Source organism: Candidatus Bathyarchaeota archaeon (genome assembly GCA_026014735.1).
Lineage (GTDB): Archaea > Thermoproteota > Bathyarchaeia > Bathyarchaeales > Bathycorpusculaceae > Bathycorpusculum.
Genome location: JAOZHT010000001.1, coordinates 147,315 through 173,515, shown reverse-complemented (window position 1 = coordinate 173,515; position 26,201 = coordinate 147,315). Strand labels below are relative to the sequence as shown.

29 protein-coding genes are annotated in these 26,201 nt (G+C 49.0%); 4 read left to right on the top strand and 25 right to left on the bottom strand.

Features of this window, described 5'->3' with window-relative positions:
- The 15 genes from NWE93_00755 to NWE93_00685 form a co-directional block, all read right to left on the bottom strand.
- Complete coding sequence (locus NWE93_00755) at positions 1–543, bottom strand: hypothetical protein (protein MCW3998753.1); 543 nt, start codon at positions 541–543, stop codon at positions 1–3.
- On the bottom strand, positions 540–908 hold the full coding sequence (locus NWE93_00750; GenBank protein MCW3998752.1) for an HK97 gp10 family phage protein: 369 nt from the start codon (positions 906–908) through the stop codon (positions 540–542). The genes NWE93_00755 and NWE93_00750 overlap by 4 nt, the downstream gene beginning before the upstream one ends.
- Positions 909–959: 51 nt before the next feature.
- A complete protein-coding gene (locus NWE93_00745) occupies positions 960–1,433 on the bottom strand; it encodes a hypothetical protein (protein ID MCW3998751.1) in 474 nt (157 codons plus the stop codon).
- An 11-nt stretch (positions 1,434–1,444) separates the two neighbouring features.
- A complete protein-coding gene (locus tag NWE93_00740; protein MCW3998750.1) occupies positions 1,445–2,302 on the bottom strand; it encodes a phage tail tube protein in 858 nt (285 codons plus the stop codon).
- A gap of 6 nt (positions 2,303–2,308) precedes the next feature.
- Positions 2,309–3,280 (bottom strand): hypothetical protein, encoded by a 972-nt coding sequence (locus tag NWE93_00735; GenBank protein ID MCW3998749.1) that lies wholly within the window; start codon positions 3,278–3,280, stop codon positions 2,309–2,311.
- Positions 3,277–4,692 (bottom strand): hypothetical protein, encoded by a 1,416-nt coding sequence (locus NWE93_00730; GenBank protein MCW3998748.1) that lies wholly within the window; start codon positions 4,690–4,692, stop codon positions 3,277–3,279. The genes NWE93_00735 and NWE93_00730 overlap by 4 nt, the downstream gene beginning before the upstream one ends.
- Positions 4,693–4,694: 2 nt before the next feature.
- Positions 4,695–5,048 (bottom strand): hypothetical protein, encoded by a 354-nt coding sequence (locus NWE93_00725; protein MCW3998747.1) that lies wholly within the window; start codon positions 5,046–5,048, stop codon positions 4,695–4,697.
- Positions 5,049–5,242: 194 nt separating this feature from the next.
- Positions 5,243–6,544, bottom strand: a complete 1,302-nt coding sequence (locus NWE93_00720) for a hypothetical protein (protein MCW3998746.1) — start codon at positions 6,542–6,544, stop codon at positions 5,243–5,245.
- Positions 6,545–6,829, bottom strand: a complete 285-nt coding sequence (locus NWE93_00715) for a hypothetical protein (protein MCW3998745.1) — start codon at positions 6,827–6,829, stop codon at positions 6,545–6,547. It lies immediately after the preceding gene.
- 17 nt (positions 6,830–6,846) lie between these two features.
- Positions 6,847–7,077 carry a hypothetical protein gene (locus NWE93_00710; protein ID MCW3998744.1) on the bottom strand — a complete coding sequence of 77 codons (231 nt, stop codon included), beginning with the start codon at positions 7,075–7,077 and terminating at the stop codon, positions 6,847–6,849.
- A gap of 9 nt (positions 7,078–7,086) precedes the next feature.
- Entirely contained in the window at positions 7,087–8,286 is a 1,200-nt protein-coding gene (locus NWE93_00705; GenBank protein ID MCW3998743.1) for a hypothetical protein, read from the bottom strand.
- Positions 8,283–8,525, bottom strand: a complete 243-nt coding sequence (locus tag NWE93_00700) for a winged helix-turn-helix domain-containing protein (protein MCW3998742.1) — start codon at positions 8,523–8,525, stop codon at positions 8,283–8,285. Before NWE93_00700 ends, NWE93_00705 begins: the two co-directional genes overlap by 4 nt.
- Before the next feature lie 66 nt (positions 8,526–8,591).
- Positions 8,592–9,557 (bottom strand): phage major capsid protein, encoded by a 966-nt coding sequence (locus tag NWE93_00695; GenBank protein ID MCW3998741.1) that lies wholly within the window; start codon positions 9,555–9,557, stop codon positions 8,592–8,594.
- A gap of 9 nt (positions 9,558–9,566) precedes the next feature.
- Positions 9,567–9,992: a DUF2190 family protein gene (locus tag NWE93_00690; GenBank protein MCW3998740.1), complete on the bottom strand. Its 426-nt coding sequence runs from the start codon at positions 9,990–9,992 to the stop codon at positions 9,567–9,569.
- Positions 9,993–10,034: 42 nt separating this feature from the next.
- Positions 10,035–11,201, bottom strand: a complete 1,167-nt coding sequence (locus NWE93_00685; protein ID MCW3998739.1) for a hypothetical protein — start codon at positions 11,199–11,201, stop codon at positions 10,035–10,037.
- A 132-nt stretch (positions 11,202–11,333) separates the two neighbouring features.
- On the opposite strand from NWE93_00685, the gene NWE93_00680 reads away from it, so the two are divergent.
- Positions 11,334–11,525 carry a hypothetical protein gene (locus tag NWE93_00680; GenBank protein ID MCW3998738.1) on the top strand — a complete coding sequence of 64 codons (192 nt, stop codon included), beginning with the start codon at positions 11,334–11,336 and terminating at the stop codon, positions 11,523–11,525.
- A 20-nt stretch (positions 11,526–11,545) separates the two neighbouring features.
- Here NWE93_00680 and NWE93_00675 read toward each other — a convergent pair whose 3' ends face one another.
- The 4 genes from NWE93_00675 to NWE93_00660 form a co-directional block, all read right to left on the bottom strand.
- On the bottom strand, positions 11,546–12,559 hold the full coding sequence (locus tag NWE93_00675; GenBank protein ID MCW3998737.1) for a hypothetical protein: 1,014 nt from the start codon (positions 12,557–12,559) through the stop codon (positions 11,546–11,548).
- A gap of 33 nt (positions 12,560–12,592) precedes the next feature.
- Complete coding sequence (locus NWE93_00670; GenBank protein ID MCW3998736.1) at positions 12,593–15,163, bottom strand: PQQ-binding-like beta-propeller repeat protein; 2,571 nt, start codon at positions 15,161–15,163, stop codon at positions 12,593–12,595.
- A 112-nt stretch (positions 15,164–15,275) separates the two neighbouring features.
- Positions 15,276–16,100, bottom strand: a complete 825-nt coding sequence (locus NWE93_00665; GenBank protein ID MCW3998735.1) for a hypothetical protein — start codon at positions 16,098–16,100, stop codon at positions 15,276–15,278.
- 309 nt (positions 16,101–16,409) lie between these two features.
- Positions 16,410–16,706, bottom strand: coding sequence for a hypothetical protein (locus tag NWE93_00660; GenBank protein ID MCW3998734.1), 297 nt, complete (start codon positions 16,704–16,706; stop codon positions 16,410–16,412).
- A 277-nt stretch (positions 16,707–16,983) separates the two neighbouring features.
- Here NWE93_00660 and NWE93_00655 point away from each other — a divergent pair, with 277 nt between their 5' ends.
- Complete coding sequence (locus tag NWE93_00655; protein MCW3998733.1) at positions 16,984–17,316, top strand: RPA12/RPB9/RPC11 RNA polymerase family protein; 333 nt, start codon at positions 16,984–16,986, stop codon at positions 17,314–17,316.
- Between the two features lie 131 nt (positions 17,317–17,447).
- On the opposite strand, the gene NWE93_00650 is transcribed toward NWE93_00655, so the two are convergent.
- Positions 17,448–17,855 carry a pyridoxamine 5'-phosphate oxidase family protein gene (locus NWE93_00650; GenBank protein ID MCW3998732.1) on the bottom strand — a complete coding sequence of 136 codons (408 nt, stop codon included), beginning with the start codon at positions 17,853–17,855 and terminating at the stop codon, positions 17,448–17,450.
- A gap of 188 nt (positions 17,856–18,043) precedes the next feature.
- Positions 18,044–18,595 (bottom strand): heme-binding protein, encoded by a 552-nt coding sequence (locus tag NWE93_00645; protein MCW3998731.1) that lies wholly within the window; start codon positions 18,593–18,595, stop codon positions 18,044–18,046.
- A gap of 256 nt (positions 18,596–18,851) precedes the next feature.
- Between NWE93_00645 and heR the strand changes: the two genes are divergently transcribed.
- On the top strand, positions 18,852–19,676 hold the full coding sequence (gene heR, locus NWE93_00640; GenBank protein ID MCW3998730.1) for a heliorhodopsin HeR: 825 nt from the start codon (positions 18,852–18,854) through the stop codon (positions 19,674–19,676).
- A gap of 383 nt (positions 19,677–20,059) precedes the next feature.
- Here heR and NWE93_00635 read toward each other — a convergent pair whose 3' ends face one another.
- Positions 20,060–21,643, bottom strand: a complete 1,584-nt coding sequence (locus NWE93_00635) for an oligosaccharide flippase family protein (protein ID MCW3998729.1) — start codon at positions 21,641–21,643, stop codon at positions 20,060–20,062.
- 176 nt (positions 21,644–21,819) lie between these two features.
- Here NWE93_00635 and NWE93_00630 point away from each other — a divergent pair, with 176 nt between their 5' ends.
- On the top strand, positions 21,820–22,254 hold the full coding sequence (locus NWE93_00630; protein ID MCW3998728.1) for an NUDIX hydrolase: 435 nt from the start codon (positions 21,820–21,822) through the stop codon (positions 22,252–22,254).
- Here NWE93_00630 and NWE93_00625 read toward each other — a convergent pair.
- From NWE93_00625 to NWE93_00615, 3 genes are all read right to left on the bottom strand, one after another.
- Positions 22,251–23,204 (bottom strand): GDP-L-fucose synthase, encoded by a 954-nt coding sequence (locus tag NWE93_00625; GenBank protein MCW3998727.1) that lies wholly within the window; start codon positions 23,202–23,204, stop codon positions 22,251–22,253. The genes NWE93_00630 and NWE93_00625 overlap by 4 nt on opposite strands.
- A complete protein-coding gene (gmd, locus tag NWE93_00620; GenBank protein ID MCW3998726.1) occupies positions 23,201–24,244 on the bottom strand; it encodes a GDP-mannose 4,6-dehydratase in 1,044 nt (347 codons plus the stop codon). Before gmd ends, NWE93_00625 begins: the two co-directional genes overlap by 4 nt.
- 1,086 nt (positions 24,245–25,330) lie before the next feature.
- On the bottom strand, positions 25,331–26,200 hold the full coding sequence (locus NWE93_00615; GenBank protein MCW3998725.1) for a hypothetical protein: 870 nt from the start codon (positions 26,198–26,200) through the stop codon (positions 25,331–25,333).
- Between the last annotated feature and the right edge of the window lies 1 nt (position 26,201).

Here is a 26,201-nt window from a genome sequence, read left to right as displayed (position 1 = left end):
TTATTCGACTCCTCGACGGTAGAGGGCTGCTTCGCCGCTGCGGACGATGCTTCGACTTTGACTGGGGGTTTGGGCGGCTTGGCTGTTGAAGCTTGCCACGCTGGAGGTGGCGGTGTTCATGCTGTTGGCGAAGCTGTACATGGCTGCGGCGGCTGCAACAATCACGGCGATGCCTACCCCCGTCAATGCAAGGAAGGTGGCGAAGCTGATGTTGAGGCTGTTCTGCACGGCGGTGGCAAGGGCGGTTGCGGCGGCGTAGACCTTCTGTGCAACGGCGACTCCGGCGCTGGTCCGCATAAACATGCCCATCACCGAAACCACCATCATGGCGCTGGTGAAGACGCGGGTTTGGCTGTCGTCAAGGACGCCGAATTGGCTAGCGACGTAGCCGATGGCGGTCCCTGCGGCGCCGATGCCTGCGATGGCGGAGCCCACGGTTCGGATGCGGGCAGCAAGGTTTTCTGCGTCGGTTTGGATGCGGCTGAACTCGTTGCTGGCGCGGTTGACGGCGCGGACGGTTATGGCGATTTCCTGAAAACTCATAGCTGCGCCTCCGCCTTAGCTGAATTTATCGCTTCCAAAAGATAACGTTCAAGGCTGGGCAGATGGGTTTCGAGGGCCGGCGCCAAATACGGCTGGGCACGCATGTTGCCGGTGCCGAACTCCACCGCCGCCGCATACTCCGCCTCTGCGCCAACCTGAATTTGCCAGCCCACGCTCCTAGCAAAGATGCTGCTCTGCAAAAAACCCGTGCGCACAGGCACCAGCCGCTCCGCCTCGGACTTCACAGTCTGCGCCCACTCGGAGAGCTTCTCTTGTATTTGTCTTTGCATGGCGCCGTCGAAGCGGCTGACTGCGGCTTGGAACTCCTCGGAGCCTGATAGGGTAAGGTTAACTGAAACGCTCATAGTGTTTTGCTTCCTTTTCTGCTTTGTTTTTTTCTTCCTCAGCCGCTCGGTCTATCTCGTTGAGGATAACGGTGTACTGGTGGATAACGCGGGAGGACTGCTTTGCGAGCTCGCTTGGGGTCCAGCCGAATTCTTTGCACAGTCGGAAGTCGGTGATGGCGACGTGGGGTTTTTGGCGGCGGATGCATCGGATAAAAAAGCGGTTTCCTCCCGGCTCAGCGCGCAGAGGCCGTTGACGACCTGCGAGAAGAGCTCGCCCAGAGCGATGGGGACGCCGCATTCTTCGCTTAATAGCTTCTCCAGCGTGATGGGGCCGCTTTGGGGCTGCTCTTTGAGGGCGGCCCAGATGGTTTCGGCTTGGATGGCGATGAAGTCGCTGCTTTGCACTTGCCCGCTTAGGGGGTGGTATTTGGTGTGTTTCTGGATTATGCGGCTGCGTTTTGCCCAGGTGATTTCTCCGAAGATGTAGGTGCCGGCGTATTCTGCGCCGTGTTCGGTTCCAAGGGTTATGGTTTGTTTTCGCATGTTTTTTTCTCCTATGTTATGGTGAATGTTTTGGCTACAAACGCGGCTTTGAGGCTCACTAAGTCTTCGATGCGGGTGGGGGCGGCGGCGGTTTCCCATTTGCAGTCGCTGAAGACGGCTTTGTTTGCGCCGCCTAGGCCGAACTCGAGGTCGAATTCGGAGTCGTTTATGATGTCGTCGAATTCGTCTTTGCTTTCAAACTCAAAAACCACCTCTCCTGTCAGGTCCCGATGCCGATTCGGAAGATACTTCACGACGTTGCCGCCGCTACTGCGAATCACAGGCACACCCCGCAGGTTATTTTCCACCGTGAACTTCCAATCCGTCACCCGCTCCAGAGCCACCCCACCTTTTTTGATGTAGCTCTCATAGAAGGGCACCGCGCCGCCGTAGTCGCTGTAGACGGCGTCTTCGATTTTGGCTGTGGACGCGGTGAGGTTTTGGCTGAGCACGTCCACGCTGGCCTGCACCACCTCGTCGATGCTGCATTGCACGGTGCCTGATTGGATTTTGCAGCCCGTGTAGAGCAGCGAGAGAATATCGGTTGCCGAGGCAAAGGCGCCCTTGTAGTAGAGCAGCTGCATACTCAATGACTTGGCAAGTTCCACGCGGCAGTACTGCAGAAAGTTAATCGGTGCCTCGCTGGGCAACGGAAAACTCAGTTTCAGGCTCGGCGCCCGCTGGCCGCCTTTGATGGCTTGCAGGTCCACGGAGCCGACGCCGCGGACTTTGATGTTGTTGGGGCTTATTTGGGGCTCCAGGCTCTGGGCGGGTACGCTGAGCATAGTGGGGGTTTGGGGGGTTACGCCGAAGCTGGTTTCTTCAACGTAGTAGATTTTGCTTTCATGGGAACCATACGTTTCTGGCATACAATCTTACACTCCAATGTTCTCGATGAACCATGATTTAACACTGAATTCGGTGCGGTAGATGGGGGGCTTGGTGTCGGTGCGGTCGAGGCGGCGGTAACCTGCGATGTCGCAGTAGGTTATGCCCTTCACCGTAACTCGGCAGGAGACATAATCGCAGGTGAGCACCGCTTCGGTTTCGTCGTCGCTGGTGCCCAAGGTTTTGGCGAGGAACCATAGGTAGCCGTCGGCGTCTATGAAATCCGAAAAGCCCGAAGACAACGTTAAGGTTAGAGCCTCGTCGGTTTGCCCCTCGCTGTTGCTCTGCATGTTATGCCAGGCCTGCTGGGCGCTGTTCCATGCCTTCACCGCCACGCCGTCGCCGCCTGGAGCCACGCCGTAGCCCTCAAAGCAGAAAGCCGCCTCCGCAACCACGCCGGGGCAGCTCTCTACTTTAAAGCCGACCAGCAAAACCGCGGATTCACCGCTTTGACTGCTGCTGATTTGGCAGCGGCTGTCGTCTCTGTACCATAGTTTCGCGTAGTCCATGTCGGATAACTCTGTCCACTTCTCAGTTGGCGCTGACTCTGCGGCTCCGCCAAAAGCCCTGCAGCCTTCCCCACCCGCTGGTTGGTTGACGAAAGTGTAGGTTGTCTGGTTGGGTGTGGTGCGGTTCTGTCGGATTATCCGGTTGATTTCCTCCACGATTTTGCCGCGGAGGCTTTTGCCGCTTTCGGCTGCCGCGGGCGTGTCGGTTGCCCATGCGTTTACCCGCACCGCAGCGGTTCGGCGTCGGATTTTGCCGGTTAAATCCAGTTTTTGGTCGCTGCAATCCGCCAGTCCAACCGTCACTTGCCCGTCGCCTAACTTGAATGCGTCGCTGCCCGGGTACTCTGCCGACACGTTAACCGACGCTAAGCCGCCGTTGTCGAGGACCACACGCAGCTGGCTTCGCAGCAGCCGCGCCACGGTGACGGAGGGGTCTTCAATTGTACTCAACAAAGCAGCCTCCTAAGCGTCACCTTGTAGAATGCCACCTCATCTTTGAGCCTAAAATCTTGGATGGCGGTGACCTCGTAGTCTACGCCGGCACGATTGACTTTGTCGCCTCGGCGTAGCGGCGCATACACATGCAGGGTCAAGTAGTCGCTGTAGAGGTAGCCTGCCTCAATCTGGGTTTCTTCGGCTTTGCCGAGTAAAACGATGGCTTTGAAATCAAGGGCTTCGCCGTAGCTTGTGCTTTCTCCAGATTCGGCAAGGGGATAAAGCGTGAGGTTTTCGCCCTTGCTTTTGAGAATCTGCGTGAAGCGGGTCAGCGGCGGCGCATAGCCACTAAGCATCTGTCCCAGCCAGCACACCGTCGCCATCGCCTGCTGATTCTCGATGGAGGCGTAGTCGGCGTGTTTGATGCCCCAAAACATGAATTCTTCGGGGTGGCGAAGGCTGGTTTGGGCGCAGAAGGCGTAGGCGGGTTTATCGTGGCTCTGGCGGATTCTTCCCAGGATGCCTGCGGTGACGCAGTCGTAGTAGATGCAGGCGGGGACTTTGGCTTTGACGTTTAGGTAGCCTGCCCAGCATACCGCGGGGTTGTAGGCGGGGTACTGCGGCGATGCACCTATGGAGTTGAGGGCTTGATAGGTCCTCTGCACGGTGAGGCTGTAGCCCTCATAGTCGTAGAGGCCCAGCAGCGCATAGGCGATGGAGTCATCATAGACTGTGTCATCGCCCAAGCCTACCCGATGCCAACCTCCATCCCCGGAGGGGAGGGGGTCAAAGTAGAGAGCAAGCGCCTCAAGCCCAGGACGATAAAAGTTAACGGCGTCCTGCACCATCACCCGATACTTGGCGACGTTAAGGGGATCAGACTCCCCAAGCATACCGAGCGCAACCAATCCATAGAGGCACTCCGTGTCCATCTGGGGCAGCCACGCCTCCGCCTCATCAACCGCCCGGGCAAAGCCCCCGTAGTAGCGGTCATGGATGCCCAACTCAGCGGGTTTATGCTGCATGTTATAGAGAAAGACGCCACCGGCGAGTTTGGCACCGTCGAGGTAGGCGCCGTTGCTGGTTAACTCGTGGGCTTTAAGCAAAGCGGGCACGACACGTCCCACGTCGACGCTGTAGCATGCGCTGCTGCCCTCGGCACTCACAAACCCCCCATACGCCGCCGCGTTTTCGTCGGTGATTTGCTGGGTTAAAATCCAGTCCGCGAGCTCCGCGATTTTTGTTTCTATTTCGCTGCTGCGGCTGTCAAATTGGGGGTCAAAGTAGGCTTCGTAGAGAAAATCCACAGCAAACCCAGCGGCCAACGCAGCCTTTCCCCAAGTTAGATCTGGCCCCGACTCGGGGGTAACGTAGAGGTAGGGCGCGTAGTCCATAACGAATTGGCAGTAGGCTTCGGGGACAGGCATGTTTAGGCGCTCCGCAGGGTGGGTTTTTTGAGGCTGCCTAAAATCCGCTCCAGCTCGTTTTGAAGAACAACTAGGGGTGGCGCTGCGGCGGCAACGGAGATGTTTTGGTCGCCGACGCTGTAATTTAGGCCCACAGCGGAGCCGCCTGTCAAATAACAGATGGCGTAAACCGCGGCAAGCAAGGTGACGAATTCCTTTTCCGCCTCGGAGCAGTCATCCGAGTGGATTTCTCGGCCAAGTTCCAGCGAGAGGGTGGTGGCTGCGCGGGTGATCATTTTCTGGATTTTGTCGTCGGGTATGTCGGCGCTGCCAACGTTGATTGTGTCTCGAACATCGCTTAATGAAACGTTTGCCAATCTGTTCAACCTCTTTCAAAAATAAATTGTTCAAGCACAATTTAAAGAATTTCCATGATTTAAAGACCATATATTGAATGGTCTTTAAAATAAACCATATATTAAAGCCACATTTGAAAATAAAAAATCTGGGACTGCCCCGTGCACTCCAGCAGCCACCCGTCACCGCAACCACAGGGAACAAAAAGATCATCCTATAAACCCAAAACAAGCTGATTATCCAGCTTTCCCCGGTTCAAATTCAACACAGGCTTCCCCGAAGAAACATCCACAAAAACCGCGGGATTAACATGCTCTCCAGTCAGCATCGAATCCACGTCATCCCCATAGAAGGTTTTTCCAGCGGCAACATCGCTGGGCACAGCGGTTCCGCTAAGTTGCGGTTTAGGGGCTACTTGCAGCCGGGTTTTTTCAGTTATAGGAAAGCTTGCAGTGTAGGGCATATAGCCGTCTGCCTCAATGTTTAGCGTCCAGTTCTCCGTGTCCTGCTCGGTGCTGCCGTGGGCTTGGTCGAAGTAGCCATGCGTTAACGCCTGGGTAGCTATCTGCCCGTTTTGGTCGGTTTCAAGCTCCAAAGTCACTGCGCCTTTGCTGAGCTTAACGGATGCCCCCTCAATCGGCGTACAATCAGACTCCCTTAAAGTGAGGTTAAACTCGTACTGGCGATAAACAGTAATAGGCGTGGAATCTGCCCAGTTGAAAACCCAGCCATCGCAGTCACAATTAACTAAAAATATAGAGGTAACGACGCTTGCGCCATAAAAACTAAAATCGTAAAAGTTGTTACGCATAAAAATATTTGATACTGAATATGTTCCTTTACTGCCCGCTAAAACTGCTAAGCCTTGATAAGCATTAATGATTCTTAATTCCTCACAGGTAACGCCGTCTAAAAGGGGAAGATTTAACCCTGAACCAACGCCTGCACCATGCATTTGAAAATTATACAAAGAGCCATTTGCCGACAAAGTCTCGATAGTTACACCACGGTCAAAATAGCAATTCCAAACTCGACTGCCAAAAATATAGACTGACGAGGCCGAACTCACACTTTTAAACGTGCAACTATAAAAATTAATGTTGAAGTCATCGACTCCCCATTGACTAATGAATGCATACTGATAGTTGGCAGGAGTCAAAAAGAAAAAGTCGCATCCATCACTCGTCGATTTTGTGGATTCATCATGCAAAACACCAAAAGTAGCATAAGTGTTAGTCCAAGCGGCGCAGATGTAGACAAATACCTCACCGGCAGATAGAAAATCAGCGAACGTCACCTGGACATTTTTGTCAGCAAAATAAGTCGCCACACTCCCAGTGGAATCGCCTATGTATAGTTTAGCGTTGAACAGATATTGATTAACCCCCTGTTTGCTCACCACGCCCCAGCCGCCTGCCTCATCAGCATTGTAGAGGTCCATGAAGGTACAGGGCACCCCGCTGGTGTAGCCTGTTACCGTGATGGTGTTGGTGGCTGCATTGTAGGTTATGCCCAATTATTTCCGCACCCACGCCGCATTTGTCTTGGCGGGAACCGCCATATCTTCCAGTTTCCAAGTTGCCACAACCTCACCGCTTAAGGCAACTTGATCCAGAAAAGCCAATAGTTCGTCACGTTTCTTTTTCAGTGCAGCCACGCTATCGGCATCTAACTTGATCTTATGCTGGGTTACTCCATCAGGCGCATAGTAGAAAATGAGCCAGTCGCCCTCGTCCCTTAGGTTCTCGACTGCGAGGCTATACTGGATTAGCTTAGCCAACTTGATTATTGCTTTAACCATACCTTCATTCCCTCCATCTATGACCTGACCACTTCAGATATCGACCCATCGGGGTTCCATGTGAATGCTAAAGAAAAAAGCAAATCATCCCCCTCGTAGCCTCTTAGCGAGGCTAAAGAGCCATCAGCAGCCCAGCTGAACCCCAGTTTAGTTAGTTTATGCCCTGGCGGAGCAGCCGTTAAACCCATCAATGCACTATGGATGGCGCGGTAGGCTTCCTCGTAGCGGCCATAGGGAACCTGCGTCAATGCAGCCACCTACCCCTCTGCGGCGGCATCCCAAAGCTGCCACCCGAATTTGGAAGCGTTTTTGCGGAATTCCTCCTGGCGGATTAGGCCCTGCTGCGCCGCCGAAAGAAGATCGGTCATGCTGACTTCTTTAGTTTTATATTGGCTCCAGTTGAGGCGCGCCTGCGCTTTGGCGGGGTCAAAGCCAGCCTGGGAAAGTACAGTGTCGAAGAGGTCACGTTCCACCTGCCGTTTGATGTAGCGTTGGATGGGCTGAATCAGCATGTTCTGCAGCTCCAACGCGGCGTTGGCGGATGCCTCCGTGAAGCCCGGGGTGCTAAACAGGCGGGGCAGCGGGGTTTCGCAGCCTAGATAGAACTGGTTGATGATGTGATCGACGTAGTATTCGAATCGGGCGCGGGGGTCGATGCTGACGGGTTGGATGCTGCCTTTGCCGTTGTAGAATAGCCAAGCGCCTTCTTCATCGCGGTTCTTGATGGCTTGCTGAAACTGCTCGATCGTGGCGTCGTCGGCGCGTTCCAGCAGCGCCAAAACGTCGGGTCCAGCGTACTTCTCAAAGATCCGCGGCATAATCCGCTCGATCTTCGCCTTCATCGAGGCATATGGGGGGCGTCGATCCGAACCGAATGCCAACGAATGCAGCAGCACCTGCAGCACGCCCGTGCCAAAGCCGGAGTGGTCAAGGCAGTTGATGCGCCAATGCACGATGGCTTGGGCAGAGAGGGCTTCGCCGCCGTAGTTGTGCCGCAGCTTGTAGCCTTCGATTCTGTAGGGGATTTTAAGGGTTTTCTCCTCGAGGTAGCTTTGCTCTATGCGTTCGACGGCGTCGACGGGGAGGCGATGTAGGTTTTTGGTGTTTTGGGGGGTGAGTTTAAGCCAGAAGTCGTTGCCGCAGGCGATAAGCATCCGGGCCATGTCACAGAGCAACGCGTCAAGGTTTATGTCTTCGTTAAAGTTGTCCACTGCGGCTTTGGCTTGGCTGGCTTTCTCGTAGCCGCCGTTTATGGTGGTGGAGAAGCCGCTGCCCACGGCGGAGGCCGCCAGCAAATCCACGCTTGCTTTGCAGGTGGGGTCGCGCTCGTAGAGCTTCACGACGTCGACGAGGGGTATGCTGGGGGTTTCGTATACCAATGCGGTTTTGGGGGTGGCGTAGCCGCTTCTTGCCTTAACCGGAAAGGATTCTATGAGGCGACGCAGGGAGCTGCTCATAAGAGGGCCTCCAAAAGTTTTGTGCCTTTGGGGGTTATCTGGTAGTTTGCGCGGTGTTTAGGCGTGCTTTTCTGTATGTAGCCCGCATGTGTTAGGTAACGGATTATGTCCTCGAAGGTGGCATGGGATCCTGCTTTAAGCACCACGCGTTGCTCGAGTTCCGTTCGGCACAGCGGCGCGTAACCGAGTTCTTTTAGGATTGCTTTTATTAGATTCATTTTTTCAATTAACCACTTCATTGCTATAACCTCTCAGTTTGATGATGCAAAAAAGGGGGGAAAGAGGATGGGTCATGGCTTGCACTGTTACCCTGTGGAGGCAGTTAGGCTCTGGTTGATGTTGGTGAGTTTAGCGATGGCGTTGCTGCGAAGCACACCTAAACCGAAGCGGGTGGTGGCTCTTACCCCGTACTTGCCGTTTTTGATGTCTTCCCAGTCCTCGACGGTTACGTCTCGGCGCAGAAGCATCACGGAGGCAACGCGGGTGTCGATGGCGTAGGCGGTTCCGTTAGGCACCAGGGTGCTGGCTTGCACGCGCATGCCAAGGACGCTGGTGACGGTGGCTTCGTCGAGGTTGGTTGCTCCGCTGGGCAGGTACTGGGCATGGATGAATTTGTCGTCGGATAGCAGCTGATGCAGCTGGGTTTCGTTGACGGCAAGCACCGTGGGGCGCCAGTTTTCGCTGCGCACCGCATTATGCAGATTCACCACGCCTTCCCAATCCAGAAATGCTCCGTCCTGGTCAAGGGCGTCTCCGCCTGCCAGGTCCGCGTCTGCGACGGCGCCGTAGAGCCCGATGATCTGGCTGGTTTCTTCCTCGCCTAAGGCGCGGCCGACTTTCTCAACCATGCGGTTTAGCACGTTCCAGGTGGCGTCTTCGAGGAACTCGCGGGTCCACTCCTCGGAGGATTCTGCTGCGACGTTGGTGTAGACGTCTGCGATGCTGTTTTTGCTGCCGCTGAGCCGTGTAGCTGCTCCTTCTGCGTATCGGTAGGCGACTGCTTTGGTGTCAAGTGGGAACCGCTCCATGGGTTCGGTGGTGGGCATCACGGTGATGATTTCGCGTCCAATCATCTCGGGGTACGCCGCCTCGACTAGGGTGTCATGTAGACGCCCAAGAGCCGATGCGGAGTCGCTGAAGAGGCCCTCGCGGATGCCGACTTCGCTGTAGCGTTTCAGGAAGGGGTGACTGGCGGTTTTGTGTTTCTGGTTTTCGATGTGTTCGCGGAATTCGCTGTTGCCTTGGAGGGCTTCAAAAAGATGCGGTTTCATCATCTTCACCTATAGCTGTATGAAGAGGAGGTCGTCGGCTGCTGCGGTGGTCTGCAGTGCAGTGGCGAGTTTGCGGTTGTAGGTGACGGTGTAGGTTGCGTTGCCGGCTTCGTTTACGGCTTGGTCTGAGAGTTCAAGGATGCGTTGTGTAGCGTCTGCTCCGTAGACGGCTTTGCCCCGGTGGATGACGCCGCCTGCTTTCACTTTGACTCTGCCGCGGATCAAAACTGGGCACTGAGCATCTTCGTCGGCGGCTTTCACTGCCACTCCGATGCAGTCCTGTGCTTCAGCAGCCGCGGAGACCTTGCCGTCTGAGCTTAAGTAGACGAGGTCGCCCTTTGCCACTGCGGCTTCCGCCATGTAAGATTCGATGACGGCGTTGGGGTCGTCGGTTTCGCCGATAGCCATCCAAGCTTTGCCTGTTAAATCAGTCATGTGTATCATTTCTCCCTTGCTTCGTTTTCTCCGAGTTCATCCTCAGGTACTGGCGGTCAACTCTTTGTGACTTGAATTCTGGAGTTTACGGAGGCGATAGAGCACCCTGCCGAGTTCCTGGCACATCCGCTGCGGCCCAAGGCTCCAGCTGCGCTGCACGATGCTGCTGGGCAGCACTTCCTCGATGAGGCGTATGGCTTCGCCTATGGGGATGGCGGCGGGGCTGCATTTCTGGAGCAGGCTCTCAGCTAAGGCATCGGTCGGGGGCTGGGACGCGGCAACAAGGGTGAGGTAGGCGGGGTGCGCGCTTAGCCAGTCCCGGATTCGGTTCTGGTCCCAAAGGTGCTCTTTAGAGAAAAAAATCGCCGCTGTCCGCTGGCTGTCGGGGTCGCTTTTGGGTTTGCCCATCAGCGCCAACACGCCGGCTTCGCGGTCCAGCCACAGGGTGCTGTAGTGCTCGGGCATAAAGGCAGAGGCGTCCTGGCTAAAGCCCAGGATGTAGTTGCCTGCCACTTGGGGTTCCAGCTGCTCTTGGAGGTGCTCTAGGACCTCGATGTTGGCGTTGGCGACTCCGGGCACCGCCACAAGGCTCATTTCGGCGTTGCACAGTCCATGGGGCACCTTGCCGTTGACGACGTCGACGGATTGGTAGTCGGCGCCGACGCTGACGTGGCGGATTAGGCCGCGGCGGACTTTTTCGGCGACGGCTTCATCGTAGATTTCGGCTTCGTAGAGCAGGTTTTGGCCGTCCCACTGGGTTTTGGTGACTTTGCCAACGGCGTCCTGGGCGGTGACATGCTCAAGGTAGATGGGGGCGCCGGTGAGTTTCTCCGCGAAAGACTGCAGTTCCTCGGCGGTGTAGATGTTGAAGTTGCGGCTCATCCCCACCGTCATCGCGAGCCCCGAAATCCGAAGCGGCGCCTCAAGCATCTTTTCTTCGACGGAGAAGGGCACGTTGGGCGCGCAGACGTGCTCGGGGCTGCCATGCAGGTTGCTGAACCATGCCTTGGCTTTCTCAAGGGTCCAGCCGTGTTCTTTGCTGAAAATGTAGCTTTGGATAGAGAGCGCCTGTTTGCCGTGGGGTTTGCCCACCAACGCTTCTATGCCGTCTCTTTGGTTTAACGTAACTGTTTTCAGGGTTTCTTCCTGGAATTGATGCGGGTTTTTTAATTTGCCCTTAATTGTTTGCTGGTTCTCTTCCCATGTCACTTCATATCCCTCACAGGTCTAACACCCACTTAATAAGCAAAGAAACAGAAAAGGCGAATTGTACCCTCTGCGGGGCCACGCGTGGGGTCGCCTACGGGCCATTCGGTGGGGTAATGGGGGAAAAACTGGGGGATGCCAAAGAAAAGTCTGGTGAAAGTGGCGCTTAGCCCGCAACAACGCATCATGCTATGTGAGGTTTCGGCGCGGCTGGGCACAAGCGAGAGCGAAACCATGCGGCTGGCACTGATAGATTACGCCAAAGAACTAAACCTAATAACAGAAACGAAGAAAAGTAAAAGAAACAACGGAAAAAATATCCCCTGAATCTTTTTTAGAATTCTCTCTCAGGGGCTTGTTAAATTCTTTAAATTTTCGTTGTATCCCCACGTCATAGCAGGTTTATCGATGAATTCTCCAGAGTAAGATAGCACTCGCAAGATAACTTTGCAAACTAACTTTTCAAAAGCAACCGCTCGACGACTGATTAGAGTCCAATCTTCATTGTCGAAGATAGCACCGCCATGAACGAACTTATGCCGCTCCCTAATCGCCTCATCTTCAACGTCTGTTAGAGATAATTTAATTTCCTGAAAAAACGAGCGGTATCTTTCTGTGTGTCCAAAGGAATTTGAATTCACAATGGTGCTAATTATTTTTTTTGCCTCTTTTTCTTTAAGTTGAGCCTCTAATTTTGCTTTGATAGCTGAAACCTCTGGTTCGATCATTTTTTGGTAATCACTATTGCTTATAAAACAACCTTGGCTTTCTGACCTAACCGATGTAAACCAACCCTTAATGATTGATTCTAATGCTGAGGCGAGAACTGGAATGTTTGGTCCAATGGGCATTTGATTAGAAATCCATAAGTTCCATAACGCTTCTTTTAAACGAAAAACCTCACGATATTTTATATACTCAGGCAGTAATTGTGCTATCACCATTTCAGCGCAAGGAATCGGCCCCTGAGGGATCGATAACATAAAGATTGGAGTTTTGTCTACCTTTTTACAGCTACTTTTAGCAATATTACCCCATGGACTGCGAGCGTATGACTCAATAACATAATTTTTTTCATCATACGCAGTATATCCGATATTGAGAAGCTGTCTGCCAAAAACAAAGCTGCATAATTCGCAAATTTTCGCTCTTAATGTTGCGTCAGGAATAGAACCCCAAGCTTTTTTGTATTCTATTCCTATGTTTGATGACCAATTAGGCCCGAAGCCTTCAGGCACTTTTTCAATAATGAATTTGGCGTTTTCAGTGTTAATAAAAAGAAAATCCCCACCTCTTTCAAATCTTTGTCCGGAAAAGAAGGATTTGGCGATAAAGAAGAACAGAAGTAAGGTCAAGCTCATTAAAAAAAGAAAAGGATTGGTTGGATTTTGGCTTTATGGTCGTTTTTTAAGCATTATCAGCATCATCATTGCGCCGACAACGATGATTGCGACGAATAGACCGGCAATTGCGGGGATAAAGTACATGTCCGCGATGGAGTCTGGTGCAGGTTGTGTTGGCGCTGGAGTAGCATCTGCAGGGTCCACTGTGAATGCTGTGACTGCATGAGAGGGCCAATAGGATTCGCTGCCAGCAAAGCTAGCGTATAGTGTGTATTTGCCTTCAATGTCTGGGGTGTAATTCATGCTGTAGAAGCCGTCGGCATCGCTTGTAGTTGTGCCTATTTCGCGGTAGTTGCCGTTTGCATCAAGAACACTAAGGGTGACTTGTACGCCTGTGACATCGGTTGGGCGTGGTTTTTGCATGTATACGTATTCCATCCAGCTGCTCATGCTTTCGTCTGAAACTGCAGGAACGCCCTTGGGGAACCGTGCCGCTTGTTCTTCCTGTTGTGTACCTGCCGCTATGTCGGTTACTGTGCCTCTGATAGTTAGTGATTTGCCGAGGTTTGTTGAGGTTGCGGGTGCATCTACTGTGATTTCGCTTGGGCCTTTACCTACATTGTAGATTTGCATGTCATAGCAGTTAAGGTAGATGAAGAATCCGTCTGCAACGCGATCGTAGCCAGCGGCATCCATTCCTGTGCCCCAGCCCATCATGGTCCAGATTTCAGTGCCGTCGGTGGCGTTGAGGCATCGGAATTGAGCGTTCTTGTAGTAGGGTGAGTCGGGTGAATGCTCTGTTGAGCCTAAGTAGACTTTTCCGTCAGCGATTACGTCTACGAAGATGGGGTAGCTGCCATAGGGTGTTGTGAATCCAGCATAGGTGGTGTTTCCTTCGCCTCCGTTTCCGTAGGTCCAAAGTAAGCCACCTGTTTTGATGTCATAGCAGTAGAGTATGCCACCGTATCCAGAGTAGTAGAGTTTGCCGTAGGCGGCAGTGGGCAGTTGTCTGAAGTAGGTATAGTCGTTGGTTGGTTCTGTTGTCCACAGTAGGCTTCCGTCGGTTAGGCTGTAGCCTTTCATTGTGTTGGTTTCCCTATAAGACAGTACAAAGACGTTTTTGTCTACATCCCAGCTTGTTAAGGCAACAGTTATGTTACCTGCCGCGGGTGCGAAGTTTTTGGTCCAGAGTATTTGTCCATAGGAGTTGGGTTTTAAGCTAACTGCAGTGAGGTTTGCGCCATCGGAGACTGTGGTGTGTGCCCCAAAGGTACCCTGAACTAACAGTAACATGTTATCTAGGCTAGCTCGATCGACACGCCATGATCCAGAATTCGGCAGGTTTAATGAAACGTTGTAGTCGAATCTTGAGGCTAAGCCTGCGTCTATGGTGCCTGAGTACCAGCCGCCGATGCCTGTACCGGATAGGTAACCGACTGTTTTGGATGAGTTCCATTGTAGTAAGCGCCAGTTTGGATTTGTGGTGTTGCCGATGTTAACTACTTTGTAGCGTATGATTTCGCCGCTTGGTCCAGCGACAGATGCTAGCACTGTATCGGTTGAGGGAACGTTAGTTACCTTCATAGGTGTGACTTCGCCTGTGAGCGCGTCATATGATGATGCGAAGTTATTGGTGAATAGCAGTCCGTTTGAAAGGACACCGTGTTGGTTTGGTCCATCGCTTGCGTATAGGTAGCCGAATGCGGGGGCACCTGTAGCGGTGACGTTGGTTCTCCATAGCTCTTGACCTGTTCTCAGGTTGACTGCGACGAAGTAGCCGCCGGTTCCTGAGTTGCCGTAGGGTTCCTGGTAGTATAGTGTTCCCTGCATTATGATTGCGTTTTGGAATCTTGTGTTGTATGAACTGCCGGTGTAGAACATTTCGCCTGATATTCCAGTGCTGTTGCCAGCTACGAGTCCTCCGGCTTGGATGGGTTTGGTCCACATAATATGTGGGCTGTTGGGGGCTATTCCGTTAGGTTGGATTCTGCCGAAATAGTTGCCTGATGTTCCGCTCCCGATGGCGGCGCCGGAGACTATGTAGGGTTCACCGAGCCAGTTTGAGGAGATTGAGTACCAGTAGGTGTTTTGTCCCTCTATGGGGTAGGTCCAGTATTCGGCTGGAAGCGGATAGCTATCTATTGGGTCAGCTATTGGGTCTTCTTGGACGGTGAGGTTTGTTGATTTGCTTGCGCCTAAGAATATGTCGCCTTGGTATTCGCCGCTCCAAGTGAAGGTTTGTTCTGCGTATTCGAAGCTGAATTGGTATGTGCCTACTTGGTCGGGTGTGTATTTGTAGTATTGCACGCTGGTTGTGTCGGCTATTACGTCCCAGTGTTGTGTTTCGGTTTTTCCATCGGGTTTTGTTATGGTTAAGGTGTAATCATGTCGTCTAACATCGTTTTCAACTGTTGCGCCGGGGAGGGGGGAGTCTATCCACATGACGACAGCCATTGATTGGCCAACGCCTACTGGATTAGGCTCCACCATTATGTATGCGTAAGAAGTGATTTTGTAGATAGGTGTATGAGCGTCAGCGAAGGGTGAAGCGATTGATGAAAGAAGCATTATTGCAAGTATTGTTATGCCTAAAAATGCTATAGTTGTATAATTTTTTTTCAATGTGTTTTTCTCCTAAGTTGTGAGGGTTATAAACGCCGTTTCGTCTAAATATCGGGGTGTGTTGCAGTTTTCCGCTGACAGGGTCAGGTGCTTAGGGGATGCGGCTTTTAGTTTAAGTTGCCGCCCATATAGAGTCGATGTAGGTTTGGGCCAGCGCAACTAAGGAATGATTTGTTGTCCATACTGTGGGTCCGGCGCTTAGATTTGCTGCTGGGCTGATGGTTATTGCAGCTTGAGTATAGTCGAATATGGCGACTACTGCTTTAAGGGGTGAGGACAGGAAAGCGAGTTTATAGTTCAGGTATTTTTCTGATGCTTCGTTTACCCATTTTGGCAGCTTGTGGTTTGGGGGTTTATCGAAGGCTATGCGTACGGTTACGTCTTTTCTTATTGCCTCTTTTAGGGGGGCTTCAAATCGTAGACTTGCCTGCTTGAAGCGTTCCCAGCTTGTAACTACATCAACGTGGCGTTTGGCTTGGAGGAGGCCGTTTTCGAATTTTTTGTCGCATGAGCCTTCGCATATTATGCCGAAGCTGGGTTTGGGGTTGGCTACGATGCCGATTTTTGTTTGGTTAAATTTTTGTATGAACTGTTTAGCTTTGGTTGATGCGTTAGCGATATCGTTTTCTCTTCGCTCAATCAGTAGCTCTATGGCACTATTTAGAGTAACGGCGCTGTAGGTGGCGGGCATGGTGAGGCTTTGCTCTATTAGGCCTAGTTGTTTTAGGTCTTCGAGTAGGCAGTAGACTTCTTGGCGGGGAATCGTCGAGAGGGTTCCGATGGCGCGGGCCCTTGATTCGCCTAGGGCAAGCAGTGCCAGGAAAACTTTTGCTTGCCGACTCGACAAGCCCAAGCCAACTAGAACCTCGATGCCCTCTAATCCGTAAATTTTTAGGGCTTGGTCGTCGATGTTGATTTTAGTTGTGGTCGGCTGCATTTGCTTACATAGCATTGAGACGGAATTTAATGTTTATGTTAGATTGAAGTTTTTGGGGGCGCATACTTGACGAGGGGATTTCCGATGCATATACGTTTTGCATATACAGTTTGCATATACATTTTTGGCCGCGGGCTCACCAGGGTTTGATGAGGGGTCCGGCTGGGTACCCTTGGCGGTTAGGCATAAAGAGCAAAAGAGCTTTTCTGAGGTGAAGAGGGTCCCGCCGATTGGTTATCTGCAGGTAACGTTTTTTGCGTTTAGAAAGGGGAAGGAAGTAGCATCCAAGGACGAAAACTGCTAGAGCACCTACGAGCAATAGAGAACTGCAATTTTGGCGCACACAGGCGTAGGAACAATCATCGGCAGAAAAACCGCAAGCAAAGGCAAAGAATACGCAAGGATCTGGGTCCACGTTCCAACGAAGGTTAGTAAATATCCAGCGTTTCCATTTAAAATCGGCGCTCCATGCACTGTCAAGATCGGCAATGATAACGAGCACTTGATCATAAAAACGATTCCAGAAAAAGAAGCAATAGAACAAGGATGGCGAAAGAGAGCCAGGCGAAACTTAGGCTCTTCAAAAGCAACACGCGAATAGAGCAAACCTGCGCCGTTATTGAAACAATAGGGGCCCGGGGCATCTTCTTAAAAGACAGCGTGCCGCTTGGGTAGTAGTAGTCTTTAGTGTTCTACCGACGACTACTTCTTATAAGAAATGTCCTGTTGACCAAGTTTGAAACAACATTTTTTGTTATAGAAAGGGCAAAGGATTTTGCTTCCGCTGCAGATAGCCCAATTTTGGCAGGGACCGCAAGACCATTTGAACCTACATTTATTAGCAAAGAAGCCTGAAACAGTTAAGCCGCAATCAAGTGATCATATGAACTTCTGTCCCAAATGCGGAGCACTGCTCCAGGTAGCCAAGAAAGGCGCCGCCCTCAGATGCCCTAAATGCAAATACCAAGAACCCCTAAAAGAGGAAGAAACAAAACAAAAAGCAACCCTACGCCTTGGCAAATCAGCAGAAATAGCAGTCATAGATAGAAAGGCAGCCTCGCTAAGACAACTATCAACAGTTAAAGTGGTTTGCCCGATATGCGGACACACTGAAAGCGAAACTTGGACAGTGGAAACAGCCAATGAGACAATACATGCGTCAGTCACTTTCTTTCGATGTACAAATTGTGGCGCTACAAGGCGAGAAACCGGCTAATCAGTAGCCAAAACACATCTGCAAAATCAAACTGTAGAAAGAAGAAAGAGGAAAAAAATTAGGCTTCTTCTTTTATCAATCGTTTTCTGGTAAGTTAAAGTGACTTGAGGCCTTTCTTCTCCGTAACTTCGTCAAGCTATCAAAATCGGTTTGTCTGCAGTAAAATCGAGCCAATCTGAGCCCTGGGAAAAGCCATGAGCCAAAAGAAAGTTTGGCGAAAGTTTCTGTTTACCCCCTTCAGCCATCTTTTCAATAGCCATTTTCCTTTCCTCGCGATCCTCCACTAATCTTAGTTTCCCGGTAAGCACTACAAACCCATACTCGCTAAGGTTTGGAGTATATCGTTCTATCTCAACGCAAACTGGGGTTTCTTGCTTAAAAAAACTCATCTTTCTACCGTAATCTGTGAAATGAAAGTAAAGTTTGCCCTCGACATAAGCGTACTGAAAAGGAGCGATGTACGGCTGCAAGTCTCCTTTGAAAGCTATTCGACAAAGCAATTGCTCTCCAATTAGTTGTTCAATCTCGTTTTCATCCATTTTCGGCAACTCTACTTTTGTCACTTCAACACCAAATTACTAATCTCCCTTCTACTTTTTTAGAATAGCCATACCGCGGCAAACTAAGCGATTTTGATGTTTACTGAACTTAGGATTTGGCATCAAATCTTGAGGGCTATCTGAAATTGTTGCTCCATATTGAAATCAAATGGTTTCGCGCTATTTAGTCAAGGATCGCTTGTATGCTCAACTTCGATTGCTACTTCATTTCTTCGTAGAAAGCTTGGAGTAAAAGGCGGATTATACAGCATAGTAAAGACGCTGCCCTTTGTCTTAATGTTTGCTTTAGCTAGCTCTTGCAGTAGCTCTTTGGTTTTTTCCTCAAAGTGACTTTCAGACCAGTTTCCCCTAAATCGCAAAACTGCCACCATCCTTGCAGGTATTTCTTCTATTTTGACACGACTGTCTAAGGGTACCGGTGTTGTTTCCAGAGTAAGTTTGGAAGGCATAACAAACGCCATGAAGCCTTGATTTGAGAACTCAGAAATAACTGGCGAGGTCATCTTAATTTCTTGGGAGACCGCTTGGGAAACAACTGGCGAGGTCATTTTTAGGTTCTCTTTTTGCACGTTGCTTCCAGAGATGAAGCGAAAAAGGAGCCCAAAATTATCTTGCTCGAAATTCGATACTTTAGCTATAACAATTGTGGGGTAGCGCCTGATCTCAACCGAGTTTAATTTCTTTATAATCTCATATTCTACACTTTGGACCACAATCACCGAGCCCCAAAAACCATATGCTACTTGCTTTACTCGCCTTAATAATACAATTACTCAACCACTAAATCTGTTGATGTTATTGACCCTGTACAGTCACATATTTTTATTAAGCTAACCTAACTTGCGATTTAACTGCATACAACCAAGTAGTCAATCAGTAAGAGATAAAAAATTCATAACTGATACAGCAGACACTCAATAATAGGCTGAAACGGATTGACAGTTTTTTTCCATTTCACTTAAAGGAGGTGACAGGTTGAATTATAAAGAAAGACAAGAAATCATAGCCAAATCGCCCATTTCTTATAGCTACCTCAAGAAATTCAACTTGGGCGCAGGGATCCTGCATTTATCGACGGGAATCATTATGCTCATTTTAGGCACGCTTCTAACGTGGGATCAAGACATATACACATTCTACCTAAAACTCGACATAACCCCTGGACCGCCACCAGTCTTTAACATAGCACCTGACCCTCAAGTCTGGTTTACCCTAAGCTACTTAGGAGTCATCGTTGCATCATTTCCGCTGCTTTCAGCACTAGCGCATTTCATTATCGCATTTCCAAAAAACAAGGACTATAACAAAAACTTGAAGAAGGGAATGAACCCATACCGTTGGTACGAATACGCCCTTTCCAGTTCAATAATGATTGTACTAATTGCGACCTTCGTCGGAGTCTGGGACTTTTGGTCATTAGTCATGATCTTCACGTTAAATGCTATGATGATAATGTTCGGGTACTATATGGAAATAGTAAATCAGCATACCGATAAAACGTCATGGTCAGCATTTCTGGTAGGATGCATTTCAGGAGGTATTACATGGGTGGTGTTATTCGCTTATTTCGTAGCAGCGATCACATCAACAGGTGTTGAGCCGCCCGCCTTTGTATATTCGATATTGCTCATTTACTTTGCAGTCTTCAACGTATTTGCCCTCAACATGGTATTACAGTACAAAGGCATAGGACGCTGGAAGGATTATCTCTATGGCGAAAGAGTCTATATAATACTTAGTTTTGGCGCCAAAACAGCACTGGCATGGCTTGTGTTCATAGGAGTATTCGCGCCTTTCTAGACGCAATTTTCTTTTTTATCCTTATAGAAAATATTACTATTTATTATGTTGGAGTTTGTTTTTTGAAGATAGAGAACCGGTGCCATGATGCGCTCTTGTCAAATACACCCATGCCTACTGACCCGACAACTCTACCAAAACATCCACACTTAGAAGTAGTTGTACAAATGTTTATTCACTGTTCTACTACTTCTAAATGAAGAATACAACGGGGGATTTGTTGACCCGTTGTTATTTTGCGTAATAGTGACACCCCATGGCCATTAGAACACCACTGGGTGCGCCTCAGGCATACAACAAGCAACTCAGTTGCAAAAATAACCAGTTTAAAAACAACCCTATAGAGCAGGGTTGCGTCAATCGAGTCAGCTATGGCTTAGGCATTACACCCTTAAAAGAGCCATTAACCGCTCGACTAAACTAAGCACTTTGCCAATCAGCCCGCCGAGGGCGCCTACCCCGCCCAACATCGACCGTAAGTTGGCAATATCAGCCCTCGTAATTGACCTAGACAAAAGAAGCGCAGGAACCACAGCCACCACATATAAAACCGCGCCTAGCAAAAGAAGAATCCATGCAGCAAACGCCACCTGTGAAACAACAACGTACGTTAAAACGCCGGCAAAAGCTGACGAAAGGAGAATTCGGGCTGAAGAACCCCAATCTACAGTCGTGCCAAAAATCCGTTTGATATAGATCAAGGCCCAGATGAGGCCCGGAACGGAGAAGATAATGGTTGCAGCGATTAAGCCAATTACGCCAAAGGACATTATTAATGCATAGCCGAGTGGAAAACCTATTGCACCAGCTAATATCGCCATCCTCAAGACGAAACCTGTTTTGCCTTGACCGATCAAAATAGCAGACAAACTAATGTTTCCAAATGCAACAAACAAGTATTGAATAGCAAACAAGGCAAGGAATAGACCAGCGGTAGTATAGGTGTCCCCAAAAAGGGTTGCCACAGCCGGTTCAGCAAGACACATCACCAGAACCGTCGGAGGCACCACAAGCAGTGAACCATACTTAACGGAAAACCGGAAGATATTGCGCAGTGATTCCTTATCTTTTTCAGCGTCTAACTTGGAGAAAGCAGGAAACATCACAGTTGAAATAGGAACAATAAAGAAAGAGATCAGGACCACAAAATTCAGTGCAATTCCATAGTTGCCAATTGCCACGTTATCGGTTACGTAATGAATAGGCAACAGAAAAGCGTAAAATTGGGGAAGAAGCGCAGTTATAATTGTCGCAAAAGACAGCGGCAGACAGTACGTTAACATCGTTGAAAAGTATGCTTTGAGTTCAAGCTTACGAGTCGATGGCTTTGGAAGCTGCCGGTAGATAACACCGATTAATATAACACCGATAATGCCGGCAACTGCGGTACTTACGGTGTAACCTATTGCGGCTCCAGCTGTACCGAAGCCCAAAATAACCAACGCAATTATGACGCCGGTTTTTATGACGCTTTGAAAGACAAGCATAACACTGTTGAATTCCAGCCGCTCATACCCTGTGAAAGCTGCAGTTGCCGCCGCAATCAGACCACTTGCCAGGATCGAAAAGGAAACGATTTGGATCAAAGGGGCGATAACCGGGCGATTGAAGATGCTGGCGGCTAAGAAATCTGCGGAAAAGAAGGAAAAAAGGGAAAGAGCCAAGCCCACGGAAACCTCAAAGATGATGCCGATTAAGAATATACTTCGTACTTCGTCAAATCTTCCCTCTGCACGAAACTGCGCAGTAAAGCGGACCATGGCGGAATTTATTCCCCAATCCCTGAAAACCTGGATGATGGTTGGAACCGTCAATACTACGGTATATAACCCGTAAAGGTCAGAGCCCAGCAGCCGGGCGATAAATATGGTTCCTAGGGAGCTGATGATTGTAGAGATAACTAGGCCCCATAGAACATGGAAGCTGCCCTTCGCTGAAACCTTAGCAATATCCCCAGCCTTACTCATTGAAGTACCCGTTTCTCAGTAAGGAACCTATAGGCTGGTTTATCGGTTGCGGTAAAATAACTCAACCAGATTAAAAGGATATCAAACAGTTATCGTTGGCTTATGCCGAATGACATTCGGTATACTTAAATCCAGAGGCTGGGTGAGCAATTGCAACACATAAACAAGTGAATGCCATGACTCTTCCGGAATCAAGTTTTATCTCTTCAGCACTCTACGAACAAATATCAAAGGTAATGCCGATTTCATCGGTTGAAGCAGTCATAAAAGTAGGCGACGCATTGCTTTACATGAAAAGAAACAATCCGCCGGTTAAGGGTGAGTGGTGGTTTCCAGGTGGCAGAATCAAACGTGGGGAATCACTCGAGGATACTCTGCGTCGAGAGATTCTGGAGGAAACAGGACTTGAAATTGATAGTTTTCGGTTGGTTAATGTATATTCGAGAGTTTTTCCCGAAAGACATGATATAACGATAGTCTACTTCTGCCAATCGAAAGGAACTACAATCATTGTCGATTCTGAGCATTCTACTCATGGTCTCTTTAAGGTTCCTCCTGAGGGTTTGCATCCTTACATGCTGGAAGTACTCAGGGACCTAAAACGCTTCTAATTGTTACCGCTAAATCTAGCAATATACCATTCTATTGTTTTCTTTAAACCCTCAACGAAGTCGGTTTTTGCTTCAAACCCAAACTCAGATTTCGCGCGGGTAACATCTAGACAGCGTCTAGGTTGCCCATCTGGCTTTGAGGCATCCCAAATGACTTGACCCTTAAAACCAGTGAGTTCAACCACCAAATCCACCAATGATTTGATCGTAATTTCTCGTCCTGCGCCTATGTTTACTGGCTCGGGTTTGTCGTATTTCTCGGCTGCAGAAATAATTCCTTCGGCTGCATCCTCCACATACAAAAACTCCCTAGAAGCATTGCCAGTTCCCCATACAATTACCTTCTTTTCATCGTTGACTTTTGCGTCTACAAATTTTTTGATTAAAGCGGGGATAACGTGAGATGAGTCGGGGTTAAAGTTGTCTTTAGGACCATAGAGATTCACGGGTAGAAGGTAAATGATGTTCATCCCATACTGGCGACGATAAGCCTGCGCCATAACCAAGAGCGCTTTTTTAGCTATGCCGTAGGGTGCGTTGGTTTCTTCAGGGTAACCATTCCAGATATCATCTTCTTTGAATGGCACCGGAGTGTATTTTGGATAAGCGCAAACAGTGCCGACCTGAACAAACTTCTCAACCCTAGCAATCCTTGAGGCTTCGATGAGTTGCGTTCCCATAATGATGTTATCGTAAAATAAAGTTCCTGGAAAATTCTGGTTGAAACCGATGCCTCCGACGCGAGCCGCCAAATGGATAACAACGTCAGTGCCCTCAACAGCCTTCACACAGTTATCGAATACCCGCAAATCAGAATCTGAGCTTCTTGTCGAGCTGATTTGGCATTTATCAACCCCTCTTTTACGCACCAGATTATCTACTACATGAGAGCCCAAAAAGCCAGCGGCGCCAGTTACGAGAATTTTCTTGTTTGCCCAAAAACTACTCAATCTACCTTCCACCACCGATTAGGAAACTTTTTCTTTATTATTTCGTCGCCTTCACCGATTGCAGTTAAACCTGCCTTACGCATGTCGGCGTCAACCATTATCTTAACTAGCTCTTTGAAGCGTATTTTTGGTTCCCAGCCGATTACTCTTTTGATTTTTCGGCTGTCTGCAGCTAGGTCTTCAGTTTCGGTTGGCCGTAGATATTTTTGGTCTATGCGCGTATATTTTTCCCAATCAAGCCCAGCATAAGAGAATGCTTCCGCCACAAATTCCTTAACTGAATGCTGCTCACCTGTACCTACCACGTAGTCGTCAGGGCTTTGCTGCTGCAGGATCTGCCACATGACTTCAACGTATTCTGGAGCATACCCCCAGTCACGTTTGGCATCCATATTTCCCAGATAAAGCAAATTCTGTTTTTTAGCCAGTATGTTCGCCACCGCCATGCTTATTTTTCGGGTAACAAATATCTCGCCACGACGGGGGGATTCATGATTGAATAGTATGCCGTTGCATGCAAACATGTTGTATCCAAGGCGATAGTTTTTGGCGATCCAGTAGGCATACACCTTCGCCACTGCATAGGGGCTGGTTGGGTTAAATGGGCTTTCTTCATTCTGCGGCGAGGGAGTCCGCCCGAACATTTCGCTGCTAGATGCCTGATAGAATTTAATGTGGTTCCCGCTACGCCTAATGGACTCTAAAATTCGGGTTGTTCCTAGCGCCGTCACGTTACCTGTATACTCGGGCATACTGAAACTTACTTTCACATGGCTTTGAGCACCCAGATGGTAGATTTCGCTGGGTTCTGCACTGTGTATGATATTTGCTATCTGCTCCGAGTCTGCTAGATCGCCGTAGTGTAGAAATAACCTTGCCTCTGGCTCATGGGGGTCAACATATATGTGATCGATTCTGCCTGTGTTAAAGGTACTGGCCCGTCTGATGATGCCATGAACTTGATAGTCTTTTGAAAGCAGAAACTCGGCTAGATATGACCCATCTTGACCTGTTATGCCCGTTATGAAAGCTCTCGTCATACCGTTTACCGTCTGCTATTTGGTTTTAGCGGTATTTAAGATTAGAGTATAAACATTATAGTGTGAATTATTTTGCGACTTCCGAGGACCTGACCTAAAGCAGCAACTATCAGGAGAATAATGGTATGAACATACAATTAGCAAACCAATTCACAAGGGAATACTAATATCAGATTCGTCGATGCCAAATCATACTTTTTCGCCGAGACGTAATGGTAAAAAACTGGTCTAGACAAAACCGATTGATACGGCTTAAGAGTAATCAAAGTTCGTCTTAATCAGCCCAAGAAGTAACGCCGTAAAAAAATGACCAACATAAAAACAACCCTTCGAGCTTCATAAAAGTCCACCAACATCATCGACAACATGAGAGAACCACTAAGGAACTAAATTGCCAAAAAATTGAACCAAGCTTAACAGACTAATCACTCTATTTTTTAGACTTATTTTTCAAGCGGCATACAGCATAACAGGCAAGCCGTTATGGGTTCATATATACTAAAAAGAAGAATACCGTAGAATCCAAAGTAGAGAGACATCAATGGAGACCGTCCATATTTTAGGGCGTTCTCCAGGCCCTCCGACCAAAAATGCCCACCCCAAAGCCTCAGCTTAATCTGCGGAAACTCCTCAAAGAGCACCCTTGCAGAATTACACTTTAGCAAAATAACCATCTCTGGAAATAACGACCTTTGGCGGAGCAGAAACAAATACATGCAAATAATCCCCCTCATACACTCTGGCAGTCAACACTTGAAAGCCACTCTGACTAGCAATCGTCTTAAGCACTTCCAGCAACCTAACTTCAACTGGGCCTAAGAGTACCTTGCGACGGTATTTAGTGGCCCAGATGAGGTGGTAGTTTTGGAAGGCGTAAGACCTTGCCTTTTTAGGTCTATCACCTCTATCTAATGGTGACAGACCTATCAGGACTTTGAAAAATAGAATTTGTGGACGCTTTCATCCTGCCGCGTTAGCGGCAGATATTCTACTAAGGTTTTTAAATTTTAGAATAATGCTTCAGAAAAGATGTGAGCTGTCTTGACCGTAACACTGGAATAAATGTCTTCTTGGTCCCATCCACTTTTAGGATTTCGGCAACACCTTTTCTTTTACTTTAGGAATTGGTTTGGTAACCAAAACTCTGCTATGGGGTACTTTTATGCTATAAATCGCCTCAGTAGCAGTTAATCTTTTTATGTAATTGTCGTTTGCCTTCATGGCTCCATTCAGTAAGGCAGCTTCTGGGTCAAGCGATGCCAAAAAAGCCGTATCTTTTGGCAAGCACTCTTTTCCTATTCCATTCCTAGCTTCGGGAAGATCAACATTCCATTTTGTATTTATTGCTGAGCGCCATTCTTCAAAATTTAAGTTGTTTTTAATAGCTATCAGTTTGAGTTCTTCGACAAATGCAATTTGTACATAGCGATGAGCATTCTCAGCAATTTTACTTGCTTCGGCTAGCTCTAAAGATGAGACCTGGTGCAAGGGTATTTCGAGAGTTTGATAGAACACCATTGCTTTTTTCATGCTTTCCTTATTAAGAGCACCAATAACGCGCAACTGTTTGACCCCATGGTTCTCCTGATCCTCTTCCCACCATCTATGGGGGACAACAGCCATGTTTCGTAAACCAAACTTAACAGAAAGTTGTCTTGATGTTCCTACGCAAAGGGTTGATTCAAAACAGACCAGAGCATTTCTATTCATTTCCTTAATTTTTGAACAGCAACTTTCTATGGCAGACATATCGGGAGCGTTATTTCGGTAGTAAGTATTAACTGCTATTATGTAAATATCAACAGCCTCAACCTTATCAGAGGCTTTTATCCCATTATTGATAGCGACAGCTATTGCCTTTGGGCTAATATCATAGCCTATAACCGAGACATATTTGGAAGCATATAATGCGACAGCTAATCCGATATTCCCTAAACCCATTACACAAACGGTCATC